Origin of the sequence: Cellvibrio japonicus Ueda107, from assembly GCF_000019225.1 — a bacterium.
Taxonomy (GTDB): Bacteria; Pseudomonadota; Gammaproteobacteria; order Pseudomonadales; family Cellvibrionaceae; genus Cellvibrio; species Cellvibrio japonicus.
The window spans coordinates 4,420,911-4,447,025 of sequence record NC_010995.1 but is presented as its reverse complement, the minus strand read 5'-3'; the positions used below and the strand labels follow the sequence as shown (position 1 = coordinate 4,447,025).

Genomic DNA, 26,115 nt, shown 5'->3' with positions numbered 1-26,115 from the left:
GTTCTAGTGAGGTGTCTGATGTTGCGTTGTTGTTTGCTATTGATTGCGGGAGCCCTGAGTACCCTGCTGGCAGCCAGTGTACTGGCCAAGCCTTATAAGGGTGCCGAGCTTTACTCCTACGAAGCCTACCTTTATGGTCGCTACGAGATGCGTATGCGTGTCGCCCGTGGTGGTGGCGTACTCTCGACCTTTTTCACCTACAAAGATGGTTCACAAATTGGCAACACCTTTTGGGAGGAAATTGACATAGAGGTGTTCGGCAAGAACAACGCCACCCAATGGCAGACCAATATCATCCTCGGCAGCTCGCGCCCGGCCATCCACACCGAGGAGGAGCACACCGCATCCACCTCCCTGGCCGATGCCTATCACACCTATGTGCTGGAGTGGACACCGGATTATGTCGCCTGGTATCTGGATGGCGAGGAAGTGCGCCGCATTACCGGTACCAGTACTGTCACCAGCCTGACCAATCCCCAAAGCCTGCGCTTCAACATCTGGGCCTCGGAATCGGTGGAGTGGACGGGTACCTGGGATGATTCCATTTTGCCGGTTTACCAATTTGTGGACTACATCAGTTACCAGCCCTACAACACCGAGACCAATCACTTTGAAGCGGGCTGGCGCGATGATTTCGATAGCCTGGATACCAGTCGCTGGGGTAAGGCCAATTGGAGCTTCGATACCAACCGCGTGGATTTTGTGCCCGAAAATGCCCTGGTCAAAGACGGGATACTGGTGCTGGCCCTCACCCACGAAAACGCCACTGGCTATAGCGGCACGCCGCCGCAGGATGACTCTGCCAGCAGCGCATCCTCATCGCTCCAGTCCAGCGCATCCTCCAGCGCCAGTGAGGCCAGTAGCAGTAGTAGCGAGAGCAGCAGCGAAGCCGAGCTATCGTCGAGCAGTCCCGCATCCAGTGCCGCGGTCTCCAGCAGTTTGGCATCCAGCAGTCGCGCCAGTGGCGGAGGAGGCGGTGGTGCCTTGCACGGGCTGTATCTATTCCTGCTGGCAGGGTTGGTGTTGGCGCGTCGCCGCTAATCCGTTACGTCTGCGCCGGGTTGTTGCTGTTTGCGAAACTCGGCGGCGGACATGCCGGTGTAGCGCTTGAAAAAGCGGTTAAACGCCGACTTACTGTTAAAGCCTGATTCCAGCAGGATATCCAGAATAGTCATCTGTGCACAGGCAGGGTCGCACAGCAGGGCCTTGGCCTTATCGACCCGGTAGGTGTTCACAAACTCAAAAAAATTGGTGTTGAACTGTTTGTTGATAATGCTCGACACCTCGCGGTAATTCAGTCCCACCTGGCGTGCAAATTCTTCGATATTCAGGTTCTGCCGCAGGTACAGCTGCTGCTGTTCCATGGTGTTGCGGATATGCTGGATGGTCTCTGCTGAAGGTGTGAATCCCTCGCGTTCGGCGGTTTTTTCCTGTGCAACTTTGTCGCGGGTCTGCAATAGCTGGTGCGCGTAGACCAGGCTGTAGATAAAGAGCGCATTCACCAGCAGGAAGGTCAGGTAGTTATCGATAATCCCGAAGCCATCGGCCAGCGCAATATTCAGGTGTGCGCCGAGCAGGTGCACAATCAGTGACCAGGCCCAGTTAAGGGCAAAGCCCAGGGTCAGTAACAGCAGCCAGCGCGGCCCCTGTCCGCCGGGGGCGGAATAAAAATCCTGCAATTGGCGCTGGTAGCGGCGAATTGACCAGACCGCTGCAAAGGCATAGGCCACCGGCAGGAATTTCAGGTAATGCCAGAGATAATTGGTGGCCTGCACCGAGAGTTCGCTGTGTACCCCGGGCAAAAAACGCAGCCTGTCACTGTCGATACCGGCAGCGCCTATCAGGGTGACCAGGAGCGGTAAGTGCAGCAGGTGCAGGGCGTGTTGCCAGCGCAATTGAAAGCGCTCATGGATAATCGACTGCACATAGCCATACAAGCACAAGCTCTTGCCCAATGTCGTTGCCGCCAGGCTAAGGCTCAATACCAGCTTGGTGCCATCAGCCAGTTGAATGTAATCGTTCCACACCAGCAAATTGGTTAGCGCATTGGCACCCACACACAGGAAAAACCCAGCCAGCAGCAGCGAGGCCAGGGCTTTTTGCTTGGACAGCAGCCACTGGAAAATCACCAGCAGCAAACACACCGCCAGGGTGAGCACAAGGATCAGGTCATGGATGTTGAATAGTGGGGTTTTCATTATTGTTATAGGGTCTCAAACAAGTCTAACCATGGATAAACGATAGGGTAAAAACGGATTATTTTCAGCTGCGCTGCCACCCCATGGCAATAATGGCCATGCCCAGCAGTGCCACGGCGGCCCCGGCCCAGTCGTAGGCGCTGAGCTTGACACCATCCACCCAGTACAGCCACAGCAGCGCCACGGCGACGTAAACACCGCCGTAAGCGGCGTACACCCGACCGCTGGCGGTGGGATGCAGGGTCAGCAACCAGGCAAATAGCGCCAGGCTGAGCGCTGCCGGTAACAGCAGCCAGATGGAGCCGCCTTTGCGCAACCACAGGTAGGGTAAAAAACAGCCGATGATTTCAGCCAGGGCGGTGACAACAAATAACAAGGTGGTTTTGAGCATATGCGGAATGCCTTTGAATGATGATTTAGCGGCGGAAATAATTCACTGCGCGAGTTGTATCCTGTTCCGGCAGCGCCTTAATGGCACCGGCCAATACGTGACCATGGGTTGGCAATAACCCCATACGTAAACCAAAGGGCTTGAATGCCGCATTGAGTACGCTCAGGCTTTGATCGCCGGTATCGTTTTCAATATCGGACAGTGTGCGACGGCTTAAACCTACCAGTGTGGCATAGTCGGTTTGGCTCATTCCCAAAATTTGTTTACGCAGGCGTGCGAGGATTGCTCCCTCTGACGTTTGGCCCTGCAGTAATTCCTGCACACATTGTTGCAGGTAGTATTCACGCTCCCATGGAGTTAATTCGCTTTTGGTTTTCATGCTTAGATTAATTGCCAATGGCTTAATTTTTCATCGATAAAGTCAAAACCAAAGGTGGGTTTTGCCAATAGTGTCTCGGGTACACCGCGTACTGCCAGCCGCTCGCGCAAACCACGTACATGCCCTGCCAGCTTGCGCAATTCGTCGATAACTCTTTCCGGTTCTACCCAGGTGGAAAGTGCGTGGGCAATTGCAATCCAATCAAAGCGCCCACCTTCTTCATAAGGAGCGCCCCAGGTAGTGGTACGGGTAATACCGTCAGGGTCAGCTTTCATAGGCGCAAAGTCGTAAACGGGGGAAAGCCATATTTGCTGTGGGCGTTTGAGCAGTGAAGTGTTGCGACCGTGGTTATCAGAATTACCGTAAACCACATTAACAAAGTCGCGTTTAACCCATTCGCATACCCATGTACCGCTATCAAATACCTGTCCCAGTTCCTGCACAGCGTACTGTTGCTGCAACAACCGGATCAATTCATGCAAACATTCAAAGTGGTTGAGATAACTGCCAGGTGATTTACCCAGGATGGAGTAAACAGATTCCAAACCATAGCGCTCATGGTAACGACCATTGAAATGCACATCGAAACGCGGGAGCCACAGTGAAGGATAGTGTTCCCCTTCCAGTAAGCGCATATTGTTCGTCGCTATGGTGTCTAGGCCCAGTGAATGCAGTTCATGATAGTAGTGATATTCAGCACGCAAAATATCGCAATCATCCTTGCTACGGTTGCCACGTGGAAATTTCACCAGGTAATGCTGGTCCTGATTGCCTATGTCATCTTGCCAGGTGTCAATCCAGATCTGGTCTTGTGCCGAGCAGCGCAGCAATAACTTGGGAGCCTCCCCGCCGGCCCCTGTTGCGCCTCCACTGGCAGCGCCCATGGCCTGTGCATATTCAAGGAAGTCACTGTGTCGATCCACTACATCGGCCAGGGTAAAGCGCATAGCGGCTAATTGACTGGTAGCAGGTATGGCGGGCAGGGACTCCTTAACCCGCCAGTTGCCAACAGGGGCAATCGTTCCATGCGCCAGAAGTTGTGTGTCCTGTTGATGTGTGGACAGGTGCCCGATGCCCAACTGGTTAACCCAATAACGACGGCTGGCACCCGCTGGCATGATGTCATCCAGAAAACTGAACCAGGGTTTGGCGCGATAGGTTTGCATAAGATCCACTGGTAGGCGCAAGCTGCATGCGGCCAAGCTGTCCTGCCCAAGGTTTTCCAGGGCATAGGCTTGGGGGTGGTAAGCGAGCAATACCTCCCCACTCCTGCCTCGTTCCGGTTCGGGAAGGGTTAGTTGGGCTGCATCTTGCCAATTGCCTTGCAGGCAAACTTGTAATGTCAATTGCATCGCGCTTACCTATTGTGCAGTTTGCTACTCAATAATAGCTGTATTTAAATTTTTTGAGCGATATTTTTCTCATTTATTATAAGAAAAGCAAATTGTGAGTAATATTTTACTCAAAATATCTTGTTAAGTATTTATCCCAGCGAGTTATTGACGCCATGGTGATAGATACATATGATTTTTAGAATATATGAAAATTCGTATGTATTGTTGCTATGAACCCTGCCGAACTGAGTAAAGCCCTGGCCGATCCCACCCGTGCGCGAATGGCCTTATTGATTGCGCGCGAACAAGAGCTGTGTGTATGCGAGCTGAGCTGCGCCCTCGATGAAATCCAACCCAAGGTTTCCCGCCACCTCGCACTCCTGCGCAAAACGGGTTTGCTCGCTGACCGCCGCCAGGGCCAGTGGGTGTATTACCGTTTGCATCCCGATCTGCCTGCCTGGATCGTCGATACCCTAACCATTATGCTCGAGGCCAACCCGGAGTGGCTGGTGGAAAATGACCAGCGTTTGCGGGCCATGGAAGACCGGCCCAAGCGCTGTTGTTAAGCGGAGTTCAGAGATCATGAAAAAAATTAGGAACTTATATACTTCAACTCCTGACAGCCCGTTCGTTATTTCTATTGCTGCGGGTGTTGCATATGGCGGTGTCCAACACCCGCCGGCGGAGCACTATGAACCATTATTCGGCTATTCGCCAATACACCGTTATCACGGGTAATTATTGGGCATTTACGCTCACCGATGGCGCGCTGCGTATGCTGGTGGTGTTGCATTTCCACCAGCTCGGCTACAGTCCCTTGCACATTGCAGCGCTGTTTTTATTTTATGAATTATTCGGTGTGGTAACGAATCTGGTTGGCGGCTATCTGGGCGCGCGCATCGGTTTAAATCGCACCATGAATGTGGGATTGGGCCTGCAGGTGGTTGCCTTGGCCATGCTCGCAGTCCCTGCTGAGTGGTTATCTGTAGTGCTGGTGATGGCGGCCCAGGCGCTCTCGGGTATCGCCAAGGATTTAAACAAGATGAGTGCCAAAAGTGCGATCAAGCAATTGGTGCCGGACGAACAACAGGGCATGTTATTTAAATGGGTGGCACTGCTGACGGGTTCCAAAAATGCGTTGAAAGGGATTGGCTTTTTTGTGGGTGGTGTGCTGCTGGCAGCGGTGGGCTTTAGCGAGGCTGTTATCGCCATGGCGGTGGTATTGGTCGGTGTGTGGTTGATGAGCCTGGTGCTGCTGCAAGGGGATTTGGGTAAAGCGAAAAACAAACCGAAATTCAAGGATATTTTTTCCAAGAGCCGTGCGATCAATGTGCTATCAATGGCGCGTCTGTTTTTATTCGGTGCGCGCGATATTTGGTTTGTGGTCGCACTGCCGGTATTTTTAAGCAGCCAATTGCAATGGGATTTTTGGCAAACCGGTGGCTTTCTTGCCTGTTGGGTTATCGGGTATGGCCTGGTGCAATCCATTGTACCGCTCTTGTTCCGCACAACAGCCGGCCCGGTATCGGCGAGCAGGCCGGCGTTTTTATGGGCCGGTATTCTGGCACTGGTCACTGTCGGTTTAGCGCTGGCCTTATCGTCAACCCTGCCAGCCAGCGCTGTTTTAATCGGTGGGTTGGTTCTCTTTGGTATTGTGTTTGCGATCAATTCATCACTGCATTCTTATTTAATTGTCAGCTATGCCAAACGTGATGGCGTATCGCTGGATGTGGGTTTTTATTACATGGCCAATGCGCTGGGGCGATTGGTGGGCACCTTGTTGTCTGGCGTGCTGTACCAACTGGGTGGCCTCACCCTGTGCCTCTGGGGCAGTGCCCTGTTCCTGTTGTTAGTCGCTGTCATCTCCCTGGCATTACCACACAAGCCTCCGGCTGAAAGCCCATGATGCTTGTGTTGCCCAGGTTCAATAGGCGCACCGTTGTTAAATCCAGGTGGGTCAAATAGGCATTTACCCCGGTGATGCGCGGGGTTATGCTTGCGCCTCATCCCTTGCGTTCATGGTTATGCGTTCATTCTGTCATCCCATTGCGTTTATTGCCCTCTGCTTTTGGTTGCTGGCCAACTGGGGCGGTGCCTATGCGCATTTGTGCTTTGATGGCAAGGAGCCGCCGGTATCCGTACATATGGAGATGATGGGTGGCCATCTGGATCACCATGATGGTGAGCTCCACCAGGATGCCGATGTCAATCTGCTGCAGTCTGTCGTAGCCAAGCTGAGCAAAATCGACCTGGGCCTGGTATTGGTGGCGCTGGTTGTATTGGCGTTGTCGGCAACGTCATATCGCCCGTTGTTACGCCCCTATGTTTTACTCCTTCCCTCCGTTTTCCCCCATTCCCGGCCGTTATTGCGCGCTCCCCCTTTCACTGCCTGATTCACGTTGAAGCGAACGGTATTTGCCGTTCTGGTGATTCATTAGCGCCTGCATGTTGTGCATGTATTGGGCGCGATCATGGCAGGAATTGTTATGAGAACCCTTTTGTTTGCCCTGGTATTGCTTGCCAGTGCAACCTGCGCTTTAGCGCAGGATGAAATCAGCTTGCAACAGGCATTGCGCCTGGGTTTGCAGCAAAACCCCCAGTTGGCCGGCTATAGCTTTCGTCGCGATGCCCTGGCCGGTGAGGCTCAGTCCGCACGGCTGCGGCCGGAAACCGCTGTGCAATTTGAAGCGGAAAACCTTGCCGGTTCCGGTGCTAAAAGTGGTGTGAAGGCGGCGGAATTTACCCTCTCCTTCGGTTCGGTTGTGGAGCTGGGTGGCCAGCGCGATGCGCGTATGGGTGCGGTAACCGCGCGCCAGCAGCAACTGGCCAGTGAGCAGCGTATGGCGGTACTGGACGTTGTTGCCGGGGTTAATTACCGCTTTATTGCCCTGCTGGCGGCCCAGGAGCAGTCGCGCCTGGCACAGGAGGCCTGGCAATTGGCCCAGTCCCTGGCTGAAAGCCTGGACAAGCGGGTACAGGCCGGCAGTACGCCCAAGGCCGAGTTGATGCGCGCCCGCGCAGCGGTAGCGCGTACGGAAATTGCCCTGGATAAAGCGCGCCAGCAGCTGCGTGAACAAGCCTTGTCACTCAGTGCCTACTGGGCTGAGCCCAACCCGGCATTTAGCCGCGCCAGCGGCGATCTGTTCCGCTTGCCCGCGCTGGAATCCCTGGCCGGTTGGCAGGCGCGCCTGGCACAAAACCCGGATCTGGCCCTGCTTGCCGATGCCACCCGCCTGCGCGCTGCCGAGCTGCGCAAGGCAGAGGCAGAGGGCAAGTTGGCCCTGGGTTGGAGTGCCGGTGTGCGCCAGTCCCAGGACACCAGCGACACCGCCCTGGTAGTCGGGGTGAATATTCCCCTGGCCAGCGGCCGCCGTGCGGCGGGCGCTATCCAGGTGGCACGGGCGGAGCAGGATGCGGCAGAGCTGGCTGAAACCAGCGCTCGCACCCGCCTGCAAACCCGCCTGCAGCAAACCTATGCGGCCCATCAACAGGCCCTGGCCGAGGTGGAAAACCTGCGCGAGCGCATTTTGCCGCTGCTGCAGGAATCCAGCCGTGACACCACCGCTGCCTTTAACCAGGGGCGCTATAGCTCCCTGGAGCTGGCCATGGCCCAGCGCGAATTGCTGGAGGCCCGCGCCGAGCTGATCAGTGCCGCCCTGCGCGCCCATGAAACCCGCATTGAACTGGAGCGCTTAACCGCCTCTGCCGCCTATACCGAGGTGACCCCATGAAATATTCTCCCCTGTTTTCCCTGCTTTTATCCTTTAGCCTGCCGGCAGTACAGCCGCTGTGGGCTGCTGCTGATCATGACCATGGCAGTGAGGAAGCCCATAACCATGGCAAGAGCAGCCACGATCGGGCAGCGGGCCACAGCCATGGTGACGATGATGATGACCATGATCACGAAGAGGAGCCTACCCAGGTGCAACTCACCCCCGAGGTGGCTGAGGCGTCTGCCTTGACCACCGCTGTGGCAGAGGCAGGCGTATTGCAAAAGCGCGTAAAACTCTATGGCTCCCTGGAGGTGGATCCACAGCGCATTAGCCATATCCAGGCGCGCTATCCCGGTCTTATCCGCCAGGTAAATCCGGTTATTGGTTCCCCGGTCAACGCGGGTGATGTCCTGGCGCGGGTGGAATCCAACGAGAGCTTGCGCGATTACCCTCTGGTATCTCCCATTAAAGGGCGGGTGGTAGAGCGCCATGCCAACCCCGGTGAATATGCCGGGGACCAGGTATTGTTTACGGTGTTGGATGAAAGCGTGCTGGAACTGCACCTGCGGGTGTTTCCCGGCGACGTTGGAAAAATCAAACCCGGCCAGACAATCACCCTGGACGGGAATGGCCATCTGCAACAAACCCGTATCGACTTTATCACCCCGCGCCTGGGCGATTCGCCCACGCTGGAAGTACATGCCGCTATCGATAACAGCGCTGGTCAGTGGGTACCCAACCAGGCGGTGGAAGCTTGGGTGAGTATCGCCGAAACGCCGGTCGCCTTGCGTCTCGATAATCGTGCACTGCAAGTGGTGCGCGAACAAACCCTGGTGTTTGTGCGCGACCTGGATAGTGTTACGGGCAAGGTTCGCTACGATAGTCGCCCCGTCAAACTGGGCCGCAGCGATGGCCTGTTCAGTGAAGTGTTGGAGGGGTTGCACGCGGGTGATGAGTATGTGGTGGAAAACGCTTACCTCCTTAAAGCCGATCTGGAGAAATCCGGTGCCGGTCACGAGCATTAAGGAGCTGCCACATGATTAATGCCCTATTGCAAACGTCCATCCAGCGACGCTGGCTGGTCATGGTCGCCGTGTGTGCCCTGATTGGTTTTGGGCTCTGGAATTACCAGCGCCTGCCCATCGATGCGGTACCTGATATCACCAATGTACAGGTGCAAATTAATACCCAGGCCCCTGGCTATTCACCGCTGGAAACCGAACAGCGTATTACCTATCCGGTAGAAAACGCGCTGGCCGGTATTCCCAGGCTCTCCTATACCCGCTCCATCTCGCGCTATGGTTTGTCGCAGGTAACGGTGGTATTTGAAGAGGGCACCGATATTTATTTTGCGCGCAATTTAATTAACGAACGGCTCTCGGTGATCCAGCGCGAATTACCGGAAGGCCTGGTTCCGGTGATGGGGCCCATAGCCACCGGCCTGGGTGAAATTTTTATGTACACGCTGGAAGCCAGGGACCCGGAGCAATTTGATGCTATTGCCCTGCGTGAACTGCAAGACTGGGTTATTCGCCCGCAGTTGATGCAGGTAAAAGGTGTGGTGGAGGTTAACGCTATTGGCGGCTACACGCGCCAGTATCACATCACTCCCGATCCGGTGAAATTACTGCAGTGGCAATTGGGTTTTGATGCTATTAAAAATGCCCTGGAAAATGGCAATAACAACCGGGGTGCCGGCTATATCGAAACCAATGGGCAGCAATTGCTGGTGCGCACGCCCGGCCAATTGGAAACCCTCGGCGATATTGAAAACCTGGTGGTGGTAACTCGCCAGGGCGCACCTGTGCGCATTAGCGATATTGCCGAAGTGGTTATCGGCAAGGAGTTGCGCACGGGAGCGGCCACGCAAAACGGCCGTGAAACGGTATTGGTCACGGCCATGATGCTGGTGGGTGAAAACTCGCGTACTGTGGCGCGTGCGCTGGCCCTGAAACTGGAGGACATTAACCGTTCCCTACCACAGGGCGTCACTGCCACAGCGGTATACGATCGCACCAAACTGGTGGATAAAACCATTGCGACTGTACAAAAAAACCTGCTGGAAGGTGCGCTGCTGGTGATTGTCGTATTGTTTTTACTGCTGGGTAATTTGCGCGCGGCACTGATTACGGCGGCGGTAATTCCCATCAGCATGCTCATGACCATCACCGGCATGGTGGAGGCGGGTGTGTCAGCCAACCTGATGAGCCTGGGGGCGCTGGACTTTGGCCTGATTGTGGATGGTGCAGTGATTATTGTGGAAAACGCCATTCGCCGCCTGGGCGAAGCGCAAAGGAATGGCGCCCTGGGTTTAAAGGAGCGCTTGCAACTTGCCTATGACGCGACCGGCGAAGTTATCCGTCCCAGTTTATTTGGTGTGGGTATCATCACCCTGGTGTATCTGCCGATTTTTTCCCTCACCGGTGTCGAGGGAAAAATGTTTCACCCTATGGCCATTACGGTGGTCATTGCGCTCAGCTCGGCGCTTTTGTTATCGCTTACCTTCGTGCCGGCAGCGATTGCGCTGTTCATGACGGGCAAGGTGGCAGAACATGAAAGCCGTGCAATCCAATGGTTAAAACGCTATTACCGCTCGCTGTTGCTCAAGGCGTTGCACTACAAGGTGCCGCTGTTGGGTGTTGCGCTCTTGTCAGTTGTCGGCAGCCTGTGGCTCGCCACACGCCTGGGGTCGGAATTTATTCCGCAACTGGATGAAGGCGATATCGCCCTGCACGCCATGCGTATCCCCGGTACCGGCTTGCAGCAATCCATTGCCATGCAGGGGTTGCTGGAGGAACGCCTGAAGGAATTCCCGCAGGTAGATAAGGTATTTACCCGCATAGGGACGGCCGATGTGGCTACCGACCCTATGCCGCCCTCGGTAGCCGATACCTACGTCACACTTAAGCCGCGCAGTGAATGGCCCGATCCCAAGTTGCCCAAGGCCGATTTGGTAGAAGCCATGGAAAAAACACTGGGCGAACTACCGGGCAATAATTACGAATTCACCCAGCCTATCCAAATGCGCTTCAACGAATTGATTTCCGGGGTGCGCGCCGATGTGGGCATTAAGGTGATCGGAGACGACCTCGACCAGCTGCAGAGATCAGCGGCGGAGATTTTGCAGGTGGTACAACAGGTACCCGGCGCTGCCGATGCGCGCATGGAGCAAATTACCGGTTTACCCGTGCTCACGGTTAAACCCAGGCGTGAGCAGCTGGCTGCTTACGGTGTTAGCCTGAATGTGCTGCAGGATTTCGTGGCTACGGCTATTGCAGGGGAAAGCGCAGGTACCCTCTACCAGGGCGACCGCCGTGTGAATTTGGTGATTCGCTTGCCGGAAACACTGCGCACCGATTTGCGTGCGTTGGAGCGCTTGCCGATACCGATTGCCCAGTCTCCGGGATTTGTCCCGCTCAACGAATTGGCCGCCCTGGAAATGGCGCCGGCACCTAACCAGGTCAGCCGCGAAAATGGCAAGCGCCTGGTGGTAGTCACCGCTAATGTGCGCGGTCGGGACCTGGGCAGTTTTGTGAGCGAGGTTCAAGCGCGTATCAATAACCAGGTGCAGTTACCCGCCGGTTATTGGCTGGATTACGGTGGTACCTTTGAACAGTTGCAATCTGCCAGCCAGCGCCTTGCCATCGTAGTGCCACTCACCTTGTTGATGGTCATTGCACTGCTGGTAATGGCGTTCGGTTCGCTAAAAGATGCACTGATTATTTTTACCGGTGTACCGCTGGCACTGACCGGCGGTGTGCTTGCGCTTTGGCTGCGCGATATGCCCCTGTCCATGTCGGCGGGTGTCGGGTTTATTGCGCTATCCGGTATTGCGGTACTCAATGGCTTGGTGATGCTCGCGTTTATTCGCCAGCTGTATCACGAGTCAGGTGATTTAATGAGCGCCGTTATCGACGGTGCACTCACCCGTTTGCGCCCGGTACTGATGACCGCTCTGGTTGCCAGCCTGGGCTTTGTACCCATGGCGTTTAATGTGGGTATAGGGGCAGAGGTACAACGACCACTGGCGACGGTGGTGATCGGCGGTATTATGTCGTCAACCCTGCTCACGCTATTGGTATTGCCCGCGCTTTATGCGTTGATCCATAAACGCAGGGTGTAATTGTCATAGTGAAAGGCCGGTACAACGGCCTTTTACTTTTTAACGGCAAGATCACCAGGGGAGGTGATCTTGCGCAGGGCACGCTAGCGGACTATTTGATAGCACCAAAATAAAATTCATATTCGCTGGTCAGTTCACGCACCTGTGTGTTGGCACTGACATCGGCAATAAATTTATCCACCGTTGTCATTACCCAATCCATGGTTTTTTTATCCAATTGGTTTAAACCCTGGTTGGAATAGATATTGGTTGCCTGGGTAAAATTTTCCGCGTAGGAAAAGGTTGCAAGGGTTTTTCCATGGGCGGCAACGGTGTAGGTGATAATCAAATCGTTGTTGCTGACAATAGGCAATAATCCCAGTGAACCACCGGCCAGTACGGCGGAGGTGAGCCCGGTGGCTGTGCCGCCCGCTGTGGGTGCAAAGGTGTGGGTTACGGCAAGTCGCAAAGGGCTGCCATACAGTTCTTCATCCAATTGGCTAAAGATCGGTTTTTGTTTGAGGTTCTCAAACAGGGATTTTTCCAAGGTGCTGTAATACATAATCGGCGGCAGTTTGAAATCCCTTGCCTCAGCCTGGACACCTGCTGCCAGGAGTGTTAACACAATACCCAGAGTTGCTTTTAATGTGTTCATGACAGCTTCCTTTATTGGTAACAGGCAACACGCACACTGGCAGCCAGCGCAGCGTCGTTACTGGTTTGAATGTTGTTCTTGGTATCGATAGCGGTTTCGCTGAAGCTGAATTGGTGCTTCCGCAAAAACTGGGCAACGTATTTTGCATCCAGGCCAAAATTAACGTTTTGCGGGAGTATGCCTTTCTCGATCAGGTACTTACTGTTGAGGGTGCTTACCGCAACCCCCAGCACTTGTCCCGACTCTGAAATAATCGGTCCACCGCTGGTACCCGGTTGTATGGGAGCAGAAAACTGGAAGTGACCCAGGGAGCCTTTCATTCCACTTTTGGCACTAACATTACCGCGGGTCAAATTGGGGGTTTCCGCCAGCAGGCCTTGCAGGGGGTAACCAACACTACTCACCATTTCACCCAGGATCAATTCCTGGTTTTTGCGCAAGGGTAAATACTGTGTGGACGCTGTACCGGTATTCAGCACGGCTAAATCCAGCAGTGAACTACTGGCCTTGAGTGTTGCATCCAGCTCTTTACCTTCTGATTGCACCCGAATAATCAGGCACTCGTCCAACACATGGTTAGCGGTTAGCAACTGGCCAATCGAGTTGAAATAAAATCCTGTCCCCAGGCTCACCGGTTTTTCCATATTGGCCAGGTCTTTCAAGTCAATGGCAGCGGTTTTGTTAACGGCAGGGTATTTTTCTGCACTGGGTTCCAGCTTGTTGAGTATGTCGATCAACACCAACTGGGTAGTGCGCAGGGCCGCATTGTAAAAAGCAGAACCGCCGCCCCAGTCGTAAGTAACGGAAAACTGCTTTTCGCCGGTCAGCAGAGGTGTAGTACTTTTGCCATCCAATACCCGATAAGCCATTTTCCCAATCACCTTGCCGCTTTCGAAGTCCCAGGTCGGCTGCAGGTCGATCAACAGGCCGTAATCTTCATTGGTTGTAACATCGAGTAATTTGGCTTGCGGAAAATAATGGCTAAATACAGCTCGCGAACCATCAAGCAGGCCCTTGCCTGGCTCTACCCAGAAACCGCCGCGGGCAAAAAAGAAGCGACTGGTTTGTTCATTGTGGGGGATGTAGTAACGTACCTGGGTGGAGTTGGGAAGTTGTACACCCTTTTTCAGGGCGACACCCTTGGGAAGGGTTTTGGTCGTCATGCGTTGGTTAGCACAGGCGAGCAGGGTTAAACCGCAAAATAGCAGGAAGCAGAGTTTTAGGAATCGCATGGATACTTGCCCTTGAAGTGAATCGTGCCCTTGAGTTATTCGATAAGTCCATCGGGCAATGAGGCGGAGAGCAGGCCGATATCTTTATAATAAAAGGCGTTGCCGGCCTGACTGCCGATAAGCAAGCCTAGCAGATCGTTAACCTGGCGTCATGTAGATTGCATGCGGACCATTGAGGCATTTGGGCAGGAGATGGGGAGTGTTTCTTGCCATAAAAAATACACATGGATTAGTGGTTACATCATCCTATTGAGGAAAATAAGAATGAACTTCTATTGGGTTTACGATTTGCCAAATGGGCTGTTTGGTCTGCTCACCATCACCTTTTTTGTGGGCTTTGCCGTGATTGGTTTAATTGTGCATCGCCGTTTTGTACTGCGGATCTATGGTCGCCATCCCCACAATGACCTGGTCAGCTATTACCTGGCGGCGGTGGGAGTCTTTTATGGTATTACCCTCGGTCTTATCTCGGTGGGCACCTATACCACCTTTACCGAGATAGAAAGCACGGTTTCCAAAGAAGCCAATACGCTGGGTGCAATCTATGTGGATGTCGGCAGTTATCCGGAACCCGTACGCACCCAGATGCGGCAGCAGTTAAGTGAATTTACCCATATCACTATTGAACATATCTGGCCGATCCAGCGTAAGGGAGAAATTGATGATCGAGGCCTGCATATGCTTCGGCAATTCAATGAAACCCTGAATCACTTCGAACCCTCCAGTATGCGCGAAGGCATTATCCATGCAGAAGTCTTACGCCAATTTAACCAACTGCTTGAATTACACGACGAGCGCCTGCAAAGCGTAGGCAACGGTATGCCGATAACCATGTATGTGGTCATTGTTGTCGGCGCGCTGCTCAATATTATGGTGAGTTGGTTATTTATCGTGGACAACCTGCGCTTACACAATTCACTGAATGTATTAACCGCCGCTCTGTTGGGATTACTGGTATTCCTTATCGCCGCCATGGACCACCCCTTCCGTGGGGAGTACAGCATCGGGCCGGATGCGTTTGAGTTTGTGAGGGATAAGGTGATAAATTCCTCTTCTTGAAAAAGAGGATGCATTATCAAGAAATTTCCCTGGATAGCGTTAGGTAGTACAGTCCTTTTACCATATGGCACTATTTGTCAGATCATAGTGATAGCCAGTATTTGCAGGGGCAATGGCAACCTGCATAACATTTGCAGGAGGCATGGCACCACCTGTTATATAATTTGATATTGCAAGATCAGTCACTCCATAAATTCCACCAAACCGATTTTGCCACATTTTCCATAACTCCCGAAACTCTACTGTACGAAACCCACCGTTAGGATTTGTGGCAAAGAACAATGAATCGTTACGAATATTTGTACCTAATGCTTCAACACAAATAAAGCGGCCACCCTCTGCTATCACTTTAGTGATTGCATCTAGGCCCCCTTCCAGATGAGATTTTATGTTTCGGGCACCCAATCGACCAATTTGCGTAGCCGCGTTTTCATTGGTAGCTGTGTGATGAACATTACTGTAACTGTCCACATTATTTGTTCTCAATCCTCCTGTCGCTCTGTAATAGCCGATCAGTGAATGATTAGGATTTGGGAACTCTCCTGCAAAATTGGGGCGATCACTAATGCTGGCATCAATTCCGCCTGTATCTTGGATACGTGATATATAGCCTTTTTGTCCCTCTGTGAAATCGACTCGAACTTCCAGTGGTGCAACTGCACCATAAGGAGCTTGTATATTGACTTCGAGTGGATCGTTAAATGGTACCGCACCATCGTTACGCAGGTGCTCCAGATTAGTAGGTGCCAATTCGGCACGAGGGTTTTGTGCCTGAAGATGCGCTCGTTTTTGTGCGTTACTCGGCGCGGGGATGGCATGTGCAGGTACGGCTCCTGCGCCTACCAAAACATCATATACATGAGCAGCAAATGGAGTATTAGCATTGCAATAATTTCTGACCGCATGTCCAGAGATAAACTGCCCGGGAATTCCGCCCATTAATGCTGCTGTCAAACCAGCGCCAATAGCTCTATATTCAGTCCGAACTGCAGCCATAGCTGCATCGCGATTTCCGGCAGCAGCATTCATGGTGACATTATAGGCTGATACATTAGTTGGGCCGATTGCCACTGTGTCCCGGTTGGCTGCGTTTGCGGGTCCAGCAGCTATATTTGCTGCTCCAGTTATGGGAGGAGCAGTCAGTTGTCTTTGAACAGGTATATTTTTGCTCATGAATTGAGTGGTGGGCTGTTTATTATGCAATATTGCCTGTTGTTTGAGCTGTGCTTGGGTAGTATCGCGGTTATCGATAAATTGGGGCGAGATAGATTTATCGCCAGCATTGTTGCTATGAACAACTTCCTGATTGTCGGCATGGTGAATATAATTCATTGTCTCGCTCCGGAATAATCCTTAACCTTAACTATTAATCGATAATTTTTAATCGTCACTAATAATGCTATTGAAGTCGTGATTGCTATGTAGCGCTATTAAAGCCTTTTTTATACTTCCTAATATAGGAAGAATTTTAATAACATCATTATCCGTATCGTATTTAGCCAGTCCATCAATATTCAGTTCTACTGTGGATGGGTCTTCACCTTTTGCAAGTGCTATTACCATTGTTTCTACAGGCGCAAAAAATTTTATAATTTCATTTTTTTTGTAATAATTGATTGTCAGGTTGGATTCATCACCAGTGAAATATTTTGGCGCCTTACCTTTATTTTTTGCGTTGTATGCCGCGAAATAGGCACCTGCAAGTCGAGAGGCTCCAGCCCATGACTGTGCTTGAACGACATATTGATCTGGTATGCTGATGGTGCTGCCTTTGATAGAAGTGGTGTCGTGTTGGGGTTTTCCATACAGTGAGTTTTCGTCATATTTTTTATTGCTGTCTATTTTAAGTCTTGCTCCTCCTGCACTGACTCCGGTAGGTACAGATGCAAGTGGGTTGTAGGCTATATCTGAGTCTTGATTTTTATCGATGCGCATTTTTATATAGTTATCAAGTAGCGACCTGCCCTCAGATGCCCTATTTCCCCAAGCGTTTTTCTTGCCAACCGATTTTTCGATTTCAGTATACGTTTTCGCTTTTACCAGGAAATTTGGCTCTGTTGGATAGATTAATGTGGGTTCAATCTGAAAAGCAGCTTGACGTATAATAATATCTATCAAGTTTGCTTTTACTGTATGTTGAAAGTCACTTTTTGCGTTTAGGCCTTTATATTCTTCCGGTTCTGCTATGAGGTTATAGCCACCAATTAAAAAGTCATGATCGCCGCCGTTATCCAGGACTTTGTCATAGGCATCTAAAATATCCAGCCACCCATCATTATCATCATGAATTAGGGATGAAAAATTAGGTGCATCCGCATCTATTGAGTGAACATAAACTTCCCCTGTTTTGTTGCTTCCGCTCAAGTGAGCTTCTATTTCCGTAGTGCCTTTGCTTGCCTCACTGCGCAATGCACCATAGGGGACGCCTTTCTCTGCCCGCTTTTTCTTAAACTCTTCTTTTGCCTCTTTGTCGGTAATAGTGTTATTTCCATCCTTCCAAGTCACTGTATCATTATTAATTTTTCCTGATTCCAGTATTTTTCCTATTTCTGTTGTATTTTTTTCGGGTAATCCACCGCCTTTATATTTGTATTCCCAGGTTACACCATTGATCAGGCTGGTGGCCTTACCCAATACGGTTAATTCGGTGTCAGCAGCTTTCATTACAGAGTCATAACGTGCTTTTTGGTCGCCATTAGGTTCAAATTCAACTCGACTATTAACCAAAAAGTTAACTGCTAATCTGGCTTTTCTTTCATCTTCATTCCATTGTTGGGTTTCTGTGACGTATTTATTGGCCATTTTTTCTGCGTCTGGCTCGCCAGACCATACAATAGCTGTACCTATATAGCCTCGTTTGCCTTTTGCATCTCGATTTAGTTTAAAGGTGGGAAATCCATAAACTTTATTGAGCAGGATTTTATCGCTACTATCCTGGGCTTCAACTTTTTTCATGTTGATATCAATAGGTTTTTTTTGAATGATGGAGTTTTGCTTGATATCACGGGTTGTATTTTTTGCCAGTTGCATAGGATTTTCGGCAGGGTAACTTAATGCACGTCCCCCCATCACATCCGCCTCGTGCTCCAGCCCCACATCATCATTCACCGGCACGCCGGTTTTCATTTGCAGGGTGGGTTTTACCCGCCCCTGGGCTTGCTGCACCACATGCCAGGCTTCGTGGGGCAGGTGTTGTTCCTGCCCTGGTGCGACATGGATATCACTGCCCTGCGCATAGGCGTGGGCATTTAATTGCGCCGGTTTATCGGAGTTGTAGTGAACCTTAACGTGATCCATGCTCATGCCCGATAGTGATTCAATACCCGCTTTGAGTTGGTTGGGCAGGCCGGTGTTGTTTTTCAAATTATTATCAGTTGCTTGTTTCATCAAGCTTTGCTGTTTTAATTGAACCTGTGTTTCTACCCTATCATCAGCATAGGGCTGAATAAGGTTTTCGGTACCATTATCCTTTTTCTGCCGGGTTTTTTCAGCAGAGTTTGTTTTGTTGTCAACACGAACATGACTCATATTGTTTGCCTGACCAGCGAATTAATACCATTCATTACCAGAGATAAACCCCACCATTATGACCGTGCTTGGCGTGGACAGTCATATCGACCAAAACCATTTTGTAGGTTGCGGGCAGGTGGTGCCATGTCCATTTACCTGAACGGAGATTGGTGGTGTAGGACGCTTTGCTTTTGCCCTGTTTCTTGGCATATAAAAGGTCTCCAATAGCGAAGTGCTGGGCTCTGTTTTTTTTGTCGATTGTCTTGTTGGCAGCGGAAAGGTTAACCCCTGACCCGGCCAGGACGGGGTTTTTCCAGGTGGTTGAATTGAAAGGATTGCTAAAATCAATACATCCTTGCCCATCGGTTCTATAAGATACATTTACAAACGATCCCACATTCTTGGTGGCATAGGATTTAGGGCCTGATACTGTGTTACCTTTGCGCGCCAGTTGGGCAATCTGATTTTCATCGATGTAATGGTCGATGGCTTCAGGGTCGTCATATTCGCCCAGGTCGCCATGGTCAACCCAATTGACATCTTCTTCATCTTGCTCATTGACGTCTTCATTTGAGTTTTGTTGTAAAAAATTATGTTGCTCAGAGGAAAGGTTGTTTCTGTCTAAAATGCCATTGACAATAAGGTTAGCGGTTTCATAACCGTATTTTGATGTTAACCACATTCCAGTGTTGTGCATATCATCATCGTCCTTGAATTCCGTTTCATTAATGATTTTCCACATTGAACGCGTAATAGCTCGCTGTACAGGCTGTGATGTATTGGAAGTGGTATGAATGGTTTTATGTTGTACTGGCTTTTCTTCAGAAAGCTGCGTCAACGCTTTCGCTCCCATCACATCTGCTTCATGCTCCAAACCCACATCATCATTCACCGGTACCCCTGCTTTCATTTGCATCGTGGGTTTTACCCGCCCTTGCGCCTGCTGTACCACATGCCAGGCTTCGTGTGGCAGGTGTTGTTCCTGACCCGGTGCGACGTGGATGTCACTGCCCTGCGCATAGGCGTGGGCATTTAATTGCGCCGGTTTATCGGAGTTGTAGTGAACCTTAACGTGGTCCATGCTCATGCCCGACAGTGATTCAATACCCGCCTTGAGTTGGTTGGGCAGGCCAGTGTTGTTGGATTTTTCCTTGTATTGAAGGGTGGTTTCTGGTTCGGGATTGATGGTGTCAATACGTTGAGAGACAGCATTATTCATCAACGATTGTTGTTTGAGCTGTATAGATGTTGATGGGCGTTGATCGGTAAATGCAGGTGAAAGAGTTTTTTGGTTTTCATTACCACTACCCTGTTTTTGAAGAGAGTCATTTTTATGTATGTAACTCATATACATTCTCTTTTTTAATGTCTGCTATGTATCTGTCTGTATCGTCTCAGGTGCTTCATTTACTTGATGATAGGGTGAGCCAGGTATCCATGAAGCAATATAGTAACTGGCATTTGAGGTGAAGCTGGAAGGGAATGCATCGTCTTTCCAGCTGGTTTCAAAATGTTGAATGTTATTTTCTAGCACCTGGTTTGTTGGGTTTAATCCACCACCATTTTGCGTTCTTTCATGGTTTATGTTGTTTTGTACAAAAGCGGGCGTGGCACCATAGTTTGCAGTTACGTTATATTCAAGCCATAAATGTTGGGGTAAAAATATGGAAGGCCGTACAAAATATCCATCAGGAACAGGAACGGTTGATGATGTTCCATTTTGATGCTTAATTTTTTTCGTGGCACTGCCAGTAGTAGGTGTTCTTGTAACTTGTCCGTTTTTATCTAACCATCCGTCTGTTAAATGATACGCAGGTAATACGGTCGTGCTTGGCGTATTGGATCTATCCCAATAAGTAACATTTCCACCTATATCTGCATCAGTGAGGGTTGTTGCATTGGCTATCGTTGCTTGATAGGTAGCATTTTCTTGAGAGGATGCACTTAATGCTTTGATGACATAATTTTCTACATTATGCAGGTGGGTTGGATTATTGGCTCGCTTGCTACCTAATAAAATATTGCCAGCCGTTGCCTGAGTGTTAGCGGAATTTTCCAGTCGGTGATTAATCAGATGGATACGTGTTGATGCCTGATTTAATGCAGGATCTCTTACCAGCCCACCTGTGCGACTATAGCTGTATTGGTAATGCTGCATACCGCTTGGGCTTCCCGGTAATGAGCTTCCTGAATTCTTTTTTTCTCCTGCCGTGATAATGGTGTTGTTTGTCCCGCAACCAGTATTTGCTCTGGTTCCACCATTATTAAACTGGTGTCCATGATAGGCTACATTAACCGGATTGTGCGGTACTACCAAAGGCACGCCAGTAAACGCACCCTGTAATACATTATTTGACGCTGTAGGAATAACATAAAGCTGGGTTGTGCCAGGAGTGGAATTGCTAGTTATATTCATTGCTTTCGCGCCCATCACATCCGCTTCATGTTCCAATCCCACATCATCATTCACCGGCACGCCGGTTTTCATTTGCATCGTGGGTTTTACCCGCCCTTGCGCCTGCTGCACCACATGCCAGGCTTCATGGGGTAAGTGCTGTTCCTGCCCCGGTGCGACATGGATGTCACTGCCCTGCGCATAGGCATGGGCATTTAATTGCGCCGGTTTATCGGAGTTGTAGTGAACCTTAACGTGATCCATGCTCATGCCCGATAGCGATTCAATACCCGCTTTGAGTTGGTTGGGCAGCCCGGTGTTGTTGGGTTTTTCAGCGCGCTGTATCGGTGGCGGTGAATGAGTCGGTTTTAACTGGGCCGGCTCAGGCTCCTCTTCGAGTCCATCGGCTTCGGCGCGCTGGGCGACAAATTTTCCCTGTGCGGGGGTTTCTTCTTCCAGCTCGGGGATGTCAGCGCGTTGGGCGGTGGTGCTGCCCATCATGGCTTGTTGTTTCAGTTGTGCGAGGGTACTGCTGCGCTGGTCGGCGAATTTCGGCGAGATAACTTTGCTACCCGTGTTATGGCTGCGCGAAGTTTCCTGGCTGCGGGTTTGATGGGTGTGGCTCATGATCTGGCTCCTGGCAATTCCTTCGGGGATTGGCTGAGTAAAGTGCAAAAAGTAAACAATTGCAATCACTTTCCAGCGCCCGGCGTCGGCGGGCGCTGGCCGCGATTATTTAGCTCGTCGGATGGGGGGGATTGGCGTCATTGTCATCGTCCTCATCGTTGCTGGCGTCGTTGCGTGTGGGCACCAGGGCATTGGCATTTTTTTGGTAATACAACAGGTTGCGATTGGGGATGGGCTGGCGCAGGGCTTTGACGGCCTTGAGCCCGGCCCAGATGGCCATACCAATGACCACCAGGCTGAGCAGGCTGGTGAGCGTCAGGAATTTGAAGTACGGGTCGATTAATAACAGGTAGATCCACAGGCTGAGTGGTGGCAACAGGATCAGCAGTACCGTGGCCGGGTGCGGTAGCCAGCGCATTAACAGGGGCAGTTCCCGGCATTGTTGCGGATACAGATAGAAGGTAATCAGCAGGTATACAAAGCTCAGTACCAACCAGAGATTGGTAATACCGGTGAGCAGCCAGCGATAGGCGCAGAGCCAGTCATTCCAGATGGACGTTGTATAGCCCGGGGCAAAATTGAGGCTGATATATTCGTTGAACACCTTGTAGGCTGGGTCGGTGGCCGAGGTAATCGGCCAGAAGCCACCGCCGCCAAAGCTTTCGTGCACATAGGCGAGTTTTTTCACCCGCTCATCCACGGCAAAGGGATTGTTGGTGGTACTGGTTTTGGAAATGGGACTGACATTTTTATAGTTGTTGAACATCAGCGGTACGATCAGGTTGCGGCTCAGGCTGGTGGTGATCGCATAGATTTCATCGAGCGAGGTGTAATAGGGATCTTCCAGTAACAGGATTACCAGGGAGCCTGCGGCCTCCTGCATTTCAAGCACCGAGAGATTGGCGCGATCGTAATGACTGACTTCATAAAGCTGGTTGATATTGGCATGGCTGAAGGCGCCATCGCGGCGGGTAAATTCCGCTTGGCTGGTCATCAGGTTGAGAAAGGTGTTTTGCTTGATGCTGCGCCAGCGATTGCGTTCGTCGTCGAATTTTTTCAGGTCTTTTTTCAGTTTGCTAAAAAAGTCATCAAACAGTTTTTTCGCCACAATAGAACGGGGGTAGTGGGTAAAGTAGAGTGTGATGCCATCGCCATTGATGGGACGGTTGGCCGCGCCCAGGGTATAGAGTGGCCGCAACCTGGTCGCGGGCCCCATGATTTCCTGGGAGATAAAGACGAGCAGCTCTTTGTGTAAATTACCGAATAAGTGTTGGATATGTTCTGTGTCCCGCTCAAAATCCTGCTCGGTTAAATGACTCCAGTCTTTTTCAATGACCCAGTCCACATGGCTGCCATAGCGGCGCGCTTTTTCAATAAATTCCTTGCGCCCGTGACTGTTATCGCGCACCAGGGTATTGGCCTGGCTATTACTTTTGATTTGTACCAGCTGTCCTGCGTCATTAGCGCTCAAGCCGTAATAGGCAACGCGTGAAAAGGTGCTGAAATCAAACGTTTGTAAATCCTCGGTGGTATTCCAGTAGGGGTAGAGTCCATAAGCGGTCGTGACTATCTCCTTGGGTACACAGCCACAGCCTTCACCCGTCCAGTTGATCAGGGTGTCCTTATACTCGGGCATGGGTTCGCTGTAGAGCCGTTCGATGAGCGGGCGCAGTGTGCGGTTGTAGTCGCCTTTGAGCAGGGTATAAAAATCTTCGTTGCAAATTTTATTGCTGTTGGCGATGCCCAGGGTGCTGGGCAGCAGGAGTTTCAAGCGCTCATCCAGCGCTTGCATAATATCGGCGGTCAGGGGCGTGATGCGCGTATCCAGGGTATTGGATTTATCGGTGCGGCAGAGTTGCAGGCCTTTAATTAATTTGTTCTGGATCGCCAGGTGCAGCAGTTCACCCTGCGGGTATTCAATATCCTGCAGGCTTTGCAGCAACAAAATAATTTCCGGCGGCAAGGCATCGGGTTGGTTGGTGGCCATAGCCGCCGCTTGCCCGGTGAGTACCAGCGATTGGCGCTGGCTGGCAAGCTGGATTTGCAAGAGCAGCGCGGCACCGTTGAGGCGGCGCGGTGCCGGTAGCGGTGCGGCTGCTGTGGAGGCGGCGGCTGAACTGGCGGCATCCTGGGTTGGTGTGGTGGCAGGTGCTTGGCCGGCATTGGCATCTGCCGTCGGTGCAGCGGCACTGTTGATTGCTTGCTGCGCTTTTTCAAGGGCGGCATTAACGGCTTTGTCCAGTGTGGCTTTGTCATCAAAGGTTTTGTCGGGCAGGGCTTGCAGCTCGGCAAAGAGTTCATCGCCAATACCGGATTGGTACAAGCTGTTGAGGACTTCATCACTTAAGACGTATTGCAGGCGCGACTCCAGGTGGCGCAGCAGGTTTTGGCTGAGTGCCTGCGCCTGCTCCGGCGGCAGGGTTTTGAGCGCATCGGCCAGGGCAGCGCTGGCGCTGGTGCGATCGGGATAGGATTGGCCGATCAGCGGTTTGACCAGCGCAACCTGCAGTGATGAATCGGCCATCACCGCGTAATCGTCTTCGCGCAGCACATAGCGCGTATGGGCGTGGTGTATGGCACCCGGCTCGGCAGGTATGTCGGGCTCTGCGGCGGGTTTGCGGTAGCAGGTTTCCAGGGCGAGTAATTGCGCATCGCTGCCGGTGCGCAGTACCAGGTGCGTGTCCAGCTCGCAGGCGCTGGGGTTGGCAACCACCCAGAGCGCAAAATCGCTGCTGATAAAGCGTTGGTTGGTGTCGGCGTGGGCCTGTGCAAATGCGGCGATTTGCTGCAGGCGGGTTGGTAATTCATCGGCAACCTGATCGGCATCGGCAAGCGCAAAATTTTTGCAGAAGCGTTGCATCCACGCCCAGGTGATGGGGCCGAGGTAACCGTCGTTGAGCGGTTGGCCCTGGCGCTGTGCATCGGCCTGGTAGTCGGCCTCCTGCTGGTAGATTTGATGCAAATCGCCCTGCACCTGCATCACCAGCGAGCGCGGATAGTGTTTGTACTCCAGTTCGTAGCCGAGGCATTTGTCTTTGTTGAGCTTGGCTCCGGCCGGGATTTGCGCCAGCGCCGGCAGGCTGCACAACAACAGCATCAGGGCCAGCCAGGGGTGGAGGGACAGGCGTGGAATAGGTTTCATCATCAATCAGAGCGTGCGCCCCTCCTTGAGAAGTTCTTTGTTGATACCTTGCAGCAGGTCTGCCTGGTTAATCTGTTCACGCCCCAGGCGGCTGGCGCGTATGGCGGCATAGCGCGCGACATTGGTGAGCGAGCCGCCGGAGAGTTCGTATTTTTCCGCGAGCAGTGGCAGGTCGACATCGCTGGCGAGCAACTGGGTATTGGCCAGCAGGTTTTGCCACAGGCGCAGGCGCTCCACTTCGTCGGGCAGCGGAAAATAAATAATCGATTGGAAGCGCCGTGCAAACGCCTCATCGATATTGGCTTTGATATTGCTCGCCAGGATCACCACCCCGGGAAAATCTTCCACGCGCTGCAACAGGTAGGAGATTTCCTGGTTGGCATGGCGGTCGTTGGAGTTGCTGGTTTGGGTGCGCTTGCCAAACAGCGCGTCGGCTTCGTCGAAAAATAAAATCCAGTTTTTGTTTTGCGCCTGGTCGAATACACCGGCGAGGTTTTTTTCCGTTTCGCCAATGTATTTGGAGACCACCATGGATAAGTCGATGCGATACACATCTACCCCTACACTGGCGCCAAGCAGCGTGGCGGTAAGTGTTTTACCGGTGCCTGGCGGCCCGAAAAACAAACTGCGATAGCCGGGTTTGATACTGCGCTCCAGGCCCCAGCGGCTGACCAGTTGCCTGCCTTGCCTAAGCCAGGTGTGCAGGTGATCGATTTCTTCCATCACTTCGCGTGACAACACCAAATCATCCCAGGTGAGTTTGCTGGTGATGAGTTTGGCGGGGAACTCCATGCTGTAATCGGGTTTTTGCACCTGGCCGTGGGTGCACAGATGCAGGTATTCCGTATTGATGGCGATCACCGCATTGAGGAAGGGTTCGCCGCTGGCCTGGTGTTCCAGTTTGAGGATGCCTTTTTTCAAAAGCGCGTGTTGCTCGTCGAACAATTGCAGCGCGCTGAAACGGCGTTGCAAATCCTGTCCGGCCAATAAAAACACCGCAGTTTCGGCAGTCGGTAAAAAGCCATTGTGGGCCTTGCCGCGCCAGCCGCCGAATTCGGTATAGGTGCGCCCGGTGACCTGGCTCTGGGTGAAAAAAATATCCAGCGCCTGGGGGCGCAGGTGGGGAATCAAGCAGAGGATCAGCACCAGGCGCTCATCAAAGCCGAATTGATGCTCGTGCAGGATGCGTGCGTAGCCGGAGTTATCCGCACTCAGGTCCGGCGGCGCGAGTGTGCGTATATCCGGGGTGCTGGCCTGGGTGTCGGGCGAGCCGAAATAATGGGTAAAACGCAGGTCGAGCACGGCCGCAAACCAGGCGAGTTCCTGTTCCAGGGCGAGGGCGTTGGCGTGGCTGAGGTCAGGGTTCATCGAAGTCTCG

At 52.0% G+C, this 26,115-nt stretch carries 20 protein-coding genes; 8 read left to right on the top strand and 12 right to left on the bottom strand.

All coding sequences use genetic code 11. The features are described from left to right. The first annotated feature begins 18 nt into the window (after positions 1–18). Positions 19–1,041: a family 16 glycosylhydrolase gene (locus CJA_RS17855; RefSeq protein ID WP_012489277.1), complete on the top strand. Its 1,023-nt coding sequence runs from the start codon at positions 19–21 to the stop codon at positions 1,039–1,041. Here the strand turns inward: CJA_RS17855 and CJA_RS17850 are convergent. The 4 genes from CJA_RS17850 to CJA_RS17835 form a co-directional block, all read right to left on the bottom strand. After that, positions 1,038–2,198, bottom strand: a complete 1,161-nt coding sequence (locus CJA_RS17850) for a helix-turn-helix domain-containing protein (RefSeq protein ID WP_012489276.1) — start codon at positions 2,196–2,198, stop codon at positions 1,038–1,040. The genes CJA_RS17855 and CJA_RS17850 overlap by 4 nt on opposite strands. Positions 2,199–2,262: 64 nt before the next feature. Then, positions 2,263–2,589 (bottom strand): YnfA family protein, encoded by a 327-nt coding sequence (locus tag CJA_RS17845; protein ID WP_012489275.1) that lies wholly within the window; start codon positions 2,587–2,589, stop codon positions 2,263–2,265. A 25-nt stretch (positions 2,590–2,614) separates the two neighbouring features. Then, on the bottom strand, positions 2,615–2,968 hold the full coding sequence (locus tag CJA_RS17840) for a helix-turn-helix domain-containing protein (RefSeq protein WP_083766900.1): 354 nt from the start codon (positions 2,966–2,968) through the stop codon (positions 2,615–2,617). Positions 2,969–2,970: 2 nt separating this feature from the next. Further along, a complete protein-coding gene (locus CJA_RS17835) occupies positions 2,971–4,320 on the bottom strand; it encodes a type II toxin-antitoxin system HipA family toxin (RefSeq protein ID WP_012489273.1) in 1,350 nt (449 codons plus the stop codon). Between the two features lie 212 nt (positions 4,321–4,532). On the opposite strand from CJA_RS17835, the gene CJA_RS17830 reads away from it, so the two are divergent. From CJA_RS17830 to CJA_RS17805, 6 genes are all read left to right on the top strand, one after another. After that, complete coding sequence (locus CJA_RS17830; RefSeq protein WP_012489272.1) at positions 4,533–4,868, top strand: metalloregulator ArsR/SmtB family transcription factor; 336 nt, start codon at positions 4,533–4,535, stop codon at positions 4,866–4,868. A gap of 125 nt (positions 4,869–4,993) precedes the next feature. Then, on the top strand, positions 4,994–6,208 hold the full coding sequence (gene arsJ, locus CJA_RS17825; protein WP_041551796.1) for an organoarsenical effux MFS transporter ArsJ: 1,215 nt from the start codon (positions 4,994–4,996) through the stop codon (positions 6,206–6,208). Positions 6,209–6,326: 118 nt separating this feature from the next. After that, entirely contained in the window at positions 6,327–6,695 is a 369-nt protein-coding gene (locus CJA_RS17820) for a hypothetical protein (RefSeq protein ID WP_148208931.1), read from the top strand. 93 nt (positions 6,696–6,788) lie between these two features. Then, positions 6,789–8,033, top strand: coding sequence for a TolC family protein (locus tag CJA_RS17815; RefSeq protein ID WP_148208930.1), 1,245 nt, complete (start codon positions 6,789–6,791; stop codon positions 8,031–8,033). Beyond that, on the top strand, positions 8,030–9,040 hold the full coding sequence (locus CJA_RS17810; RefSeq protein WP_012489268.1) for an efflux RND transporter periplasmic adaptor subunit: 1,011 nt from the start codon (positions 8,030–8,032) through the stop codon (positions 9,038–9,040). Before CJA_RS17815 ends, CJA_RS17810 begins: the two co-directional genes overlap by 4 nt. 11 nt (positions 9,041–9,051) lie before the next feature. Beyond that, on the top strand, positions 9,052–12,138 hold the full coding sequence (locus tag CJA_RS17805; RefSeq protein ID WP_012489267.1) for an efflux RND transporter permease subunit: 3,087 nt from the start codon (positions 9,052–9,054) through the stop codon (positions 12,136–12,138). A gap of 91 nt (positions 12,139–12,229) precedes the next feature. On the opposite strand, the gene CJA_RS17800 is transcribed toward CJA_RS17805, so the two are convergent. Together CJA_RS17800 and CJA_RS17795 are read right to left on the bottom strand one after the other, a co-directional pair. After that, the gene (locus CJA_RS17800) at positions 12,230–12,772 is read right to left on the bottom strand and encodes a TetR-like C-terminal domain-containing protein (protein ID WP_012489266.1); all 543 of its coding nucleotides are present in this window, start codon (positions 12,770–12,772) and stop codon (positions 12,230–12,232) included. Between the two features lie 11 nt (positions 12,773–12,783). Beyond that, a complete protein-coding gene (locus CJA_RS17795) occupies positions 12,784–14,004 on the bottom strand; it encodes a S1 family peptidase (protein WP_012489265.1) in 1,221 nt (406 codons plus the stop codon). Positions 14,005–14,268: 264 nt separating this feature from the next. Here CJA_RS17795 and CJA_RS17790 point away from each other — a divergent pair, with 264 nt between their 5' ends. Next, positions 14,269–15,063: a bestrophin-like domain gene (locus tag CJA_RS17790; protein ID WP_041551793.1), complete on the top strand. Its 795-nt coding sequence runs from the start codon at positions 14,269–14,271 to the stop codon at positions 15,061–15,063. A gap of 57 nt (positions 15,064–15,120) precedes the next feature. Here the strand turns inward: CJA_RS17790 and CJA_RS17785 are convergent, their stop codons facing one another. Genes CJA_RS17785 through CJA_RS17760 form a run of 6 tightly spaced genes read right to left on the bottom strand, consistent with a single transcriptional unit; the run spans position 15,121 to position 26,105 of the window. After that, positions 15,121–16,395: a hypothetical protein gene (locus CJA_RS17785; protein ID WP_041551792.1), complete on the bottom strand. Its 1,275-nt coding sequence runs from the start codon at positions 16,393–16,395 to the stop codon at positions 15,121–15,123. Between the two features lie 48 nt (positions 16,396–16,443). Next, on the bottom strand, positions 16,444–18,591 hold the full coding sequence (locus CJA_RS19215; RefSeq protein WP_012489262.1) for an eCIS core domain-containing protein: 2,148 nt from the start codon (positions 18,589–18,591) through the stop codon (positions 16,444–16,446). Between the two features lie 34 nt (positions 18,592–18,625). Then, positions 18,626–19,921, bottom strand: a complete 1,296-nt coding sequence (locus CJA_RS19505) for an eCIS core domain-containing protein (RefSeq protein ID WP_012489261.1) — start codon at positions 19,919–19,921, stop codon at positions 18,626–18,628. 24 nt (positions 19,922–19,945) lie between these two features. Then, entirely contained in the window at positions 19,946–21,664 is a 1,719-nt protein-coding gene (locus CJA_RS19210) for an eCIS core domain-containing protein (RefSeq protein WP_238526794.1), read from the bottom strand. Positions 21,665–21,704: 40 nt separating this feature from the next. Further along, positions 21,705–24,740, bottom strand: coding sequence for a hypothetical protein (locus tag CJA_RS17765; RefSeq protein ID WP_148208929.1), 3,036 nt, complete (start codon positions 24,738–24,740; stop codon positions 21,705–21,707). Positions 24,741–24,743: 3 nt separating this feature from the next. Further along, a complete protein-coding gene (locus CJA_RS17760) occupies positions 24,744–26,105 on the bottom strand; it encodes an ATP-binding protein (protein WP_012489258.1) in 1,362 nt (453 codons plus the stop codon). Positions 26,106–26,115 lie beyond the last annotated feature (10 nt).

What these genes read in the sequence shown, in the direction of transcription:
- CJA_RS17810 (WP_012489268.1), top strand. Translation starts at nt 8,030, where the DNA reads ATGAAATATTCTCCCCTGTTTTCCCTGCTTTTATCCTTTAGCCTGCCG.
- CJA_RS17835 (WP_012489273.1), bottom strand. Translation starts at nt 4,320, where the DNA reads ATGCAATTGACATTACAAGTTTGCCTGCAAGGCAATTGGCAAGATGCA.
- CJA_RS17855 (WP_012489277.1), top strand. Translation starts at nt 19, where the DNA reads ATGTTGCGTTGTTGTTTGCTATTGATTGCGGGAGCCCTGAGTACCCTG.
- CJA_RS17785 (WP_041551792.1), bottom strand. Translation starts at nt 16,395, where the DNA reads ATGAATTATATTCACCATGCCGACAATCAGGAAGTTGTTCATAGCAAC.
- CJA_RS17830 (WP_012489272.1), top strand. Translation starts at nt 4,533, where the DNA reads ATGAACCCTGCCGAACTGAGTAAAGCCCTGGCCGATCCCACCCGTGCG.
- CJA_RS17805 (WP_012489267.1), top strand. Translation starts at nt 9,052, where the DNA reads ATGATTAATGCCCTATTGCAAACGTCCATCCAGCGACGCTGGCTGGTC.
- CJA_RS17760 (WP_012489258.1), bottom strand. Translation starts at nt 26,105, where the DNA reads ATGAACCCTGACCTCAGCCACGCCAACGCCCTCGCCCTGGAACAGGAA.
- CJA_RS17765 (WP_148208929.1), bottom strand. Translation starts at nt 24,740, where the DNA reads ATGATGAAACCTATTCCACGCCTGTCCCTCCACCCCTGGCTGGCCCTG.
- CJA_RS17820 (WP_148208931.1), top strand. Translation starts at nt 6,327, where the DNA reads ATGCGTTCATTCTGTCATCCCATTGCGTTTATTGCCCTCTGCTTTTGG.
- CJA_RS19505 (WP_012489261.1), bottom strand. Translation starts at nt 19,921, where the DNA reads ATGAGTTACATACATAAAAATGACTCTCTTCAAAAACAGGGTAGTGGT.
- CJA_RS17790 (WP_041551793.1), top strand. Translation starts at nt 14,269, where the DNA reads ATGAACTTCTATTGGGTTTACGATTTGCCAAATGGGCTGTTTGGTCTG.
- CJA_RS17795 (WP_012489265.1), bottom strand. Translation starts at nt 14,004, where the DNA reads ATGCGATTCCTAAAACTCTGCTTCCTGCTATTTTGCGGTTTAACCCTG.
- CJA_RS17815 (WP_148208930.1), top strand. Translation starts at nt 6,789, where the DNA reads ATGAGAACCCTTTTGTTTGCCCTGGTATTGCTTGCCAGTGCAACCTGC.
- CJA_RS17800 (WP_012489266.1), bottom strand. Translation starts at nt 12,772, where the DNA reads ATGAACACATTAAAAGCAACTCTGGGTATTGTGTTAACACTCCTGGCA.
- CJA_RS17840 (WP_083766900.1), bottom strand. Translation starts at nt 2,968, where the DNA reads ATGAAAACCAAAAGCGAATTAACTCCATGGGAGCGTGAATACTACCTG.
- CJA_RS17845 (WP_012489275.1), bottom strand. Translation starts at nt 2,589, where the DNA reads ATGCTCAAAACCACCTTGTTATTTGTTGTCACCGCCCTGGCTGAAATC.
- CJA_RS19215 (WP_012489262.1), bottom strand. Translation starts at nt 18,591, where the DNA reads ATGAGTCATGTTCGTGTTGACAACAAAACAAACTCTGCTGAAAAAACC.
- arsJ (WP_041551796.1), top strand. Translation starts at nt 4,994, where the DNA reads ATGAACCATTATTCGGCTATTCGCCAATACACCGTTATCACGGGTAAT.
- CJA_RS17850 (WP_012489276.1), bottom strand. Translation starts at nt 2,198, where the DNA reads ATGAAAACCCCACTATTCAACATCCATGACCTGATCCTTGTGCTCACC.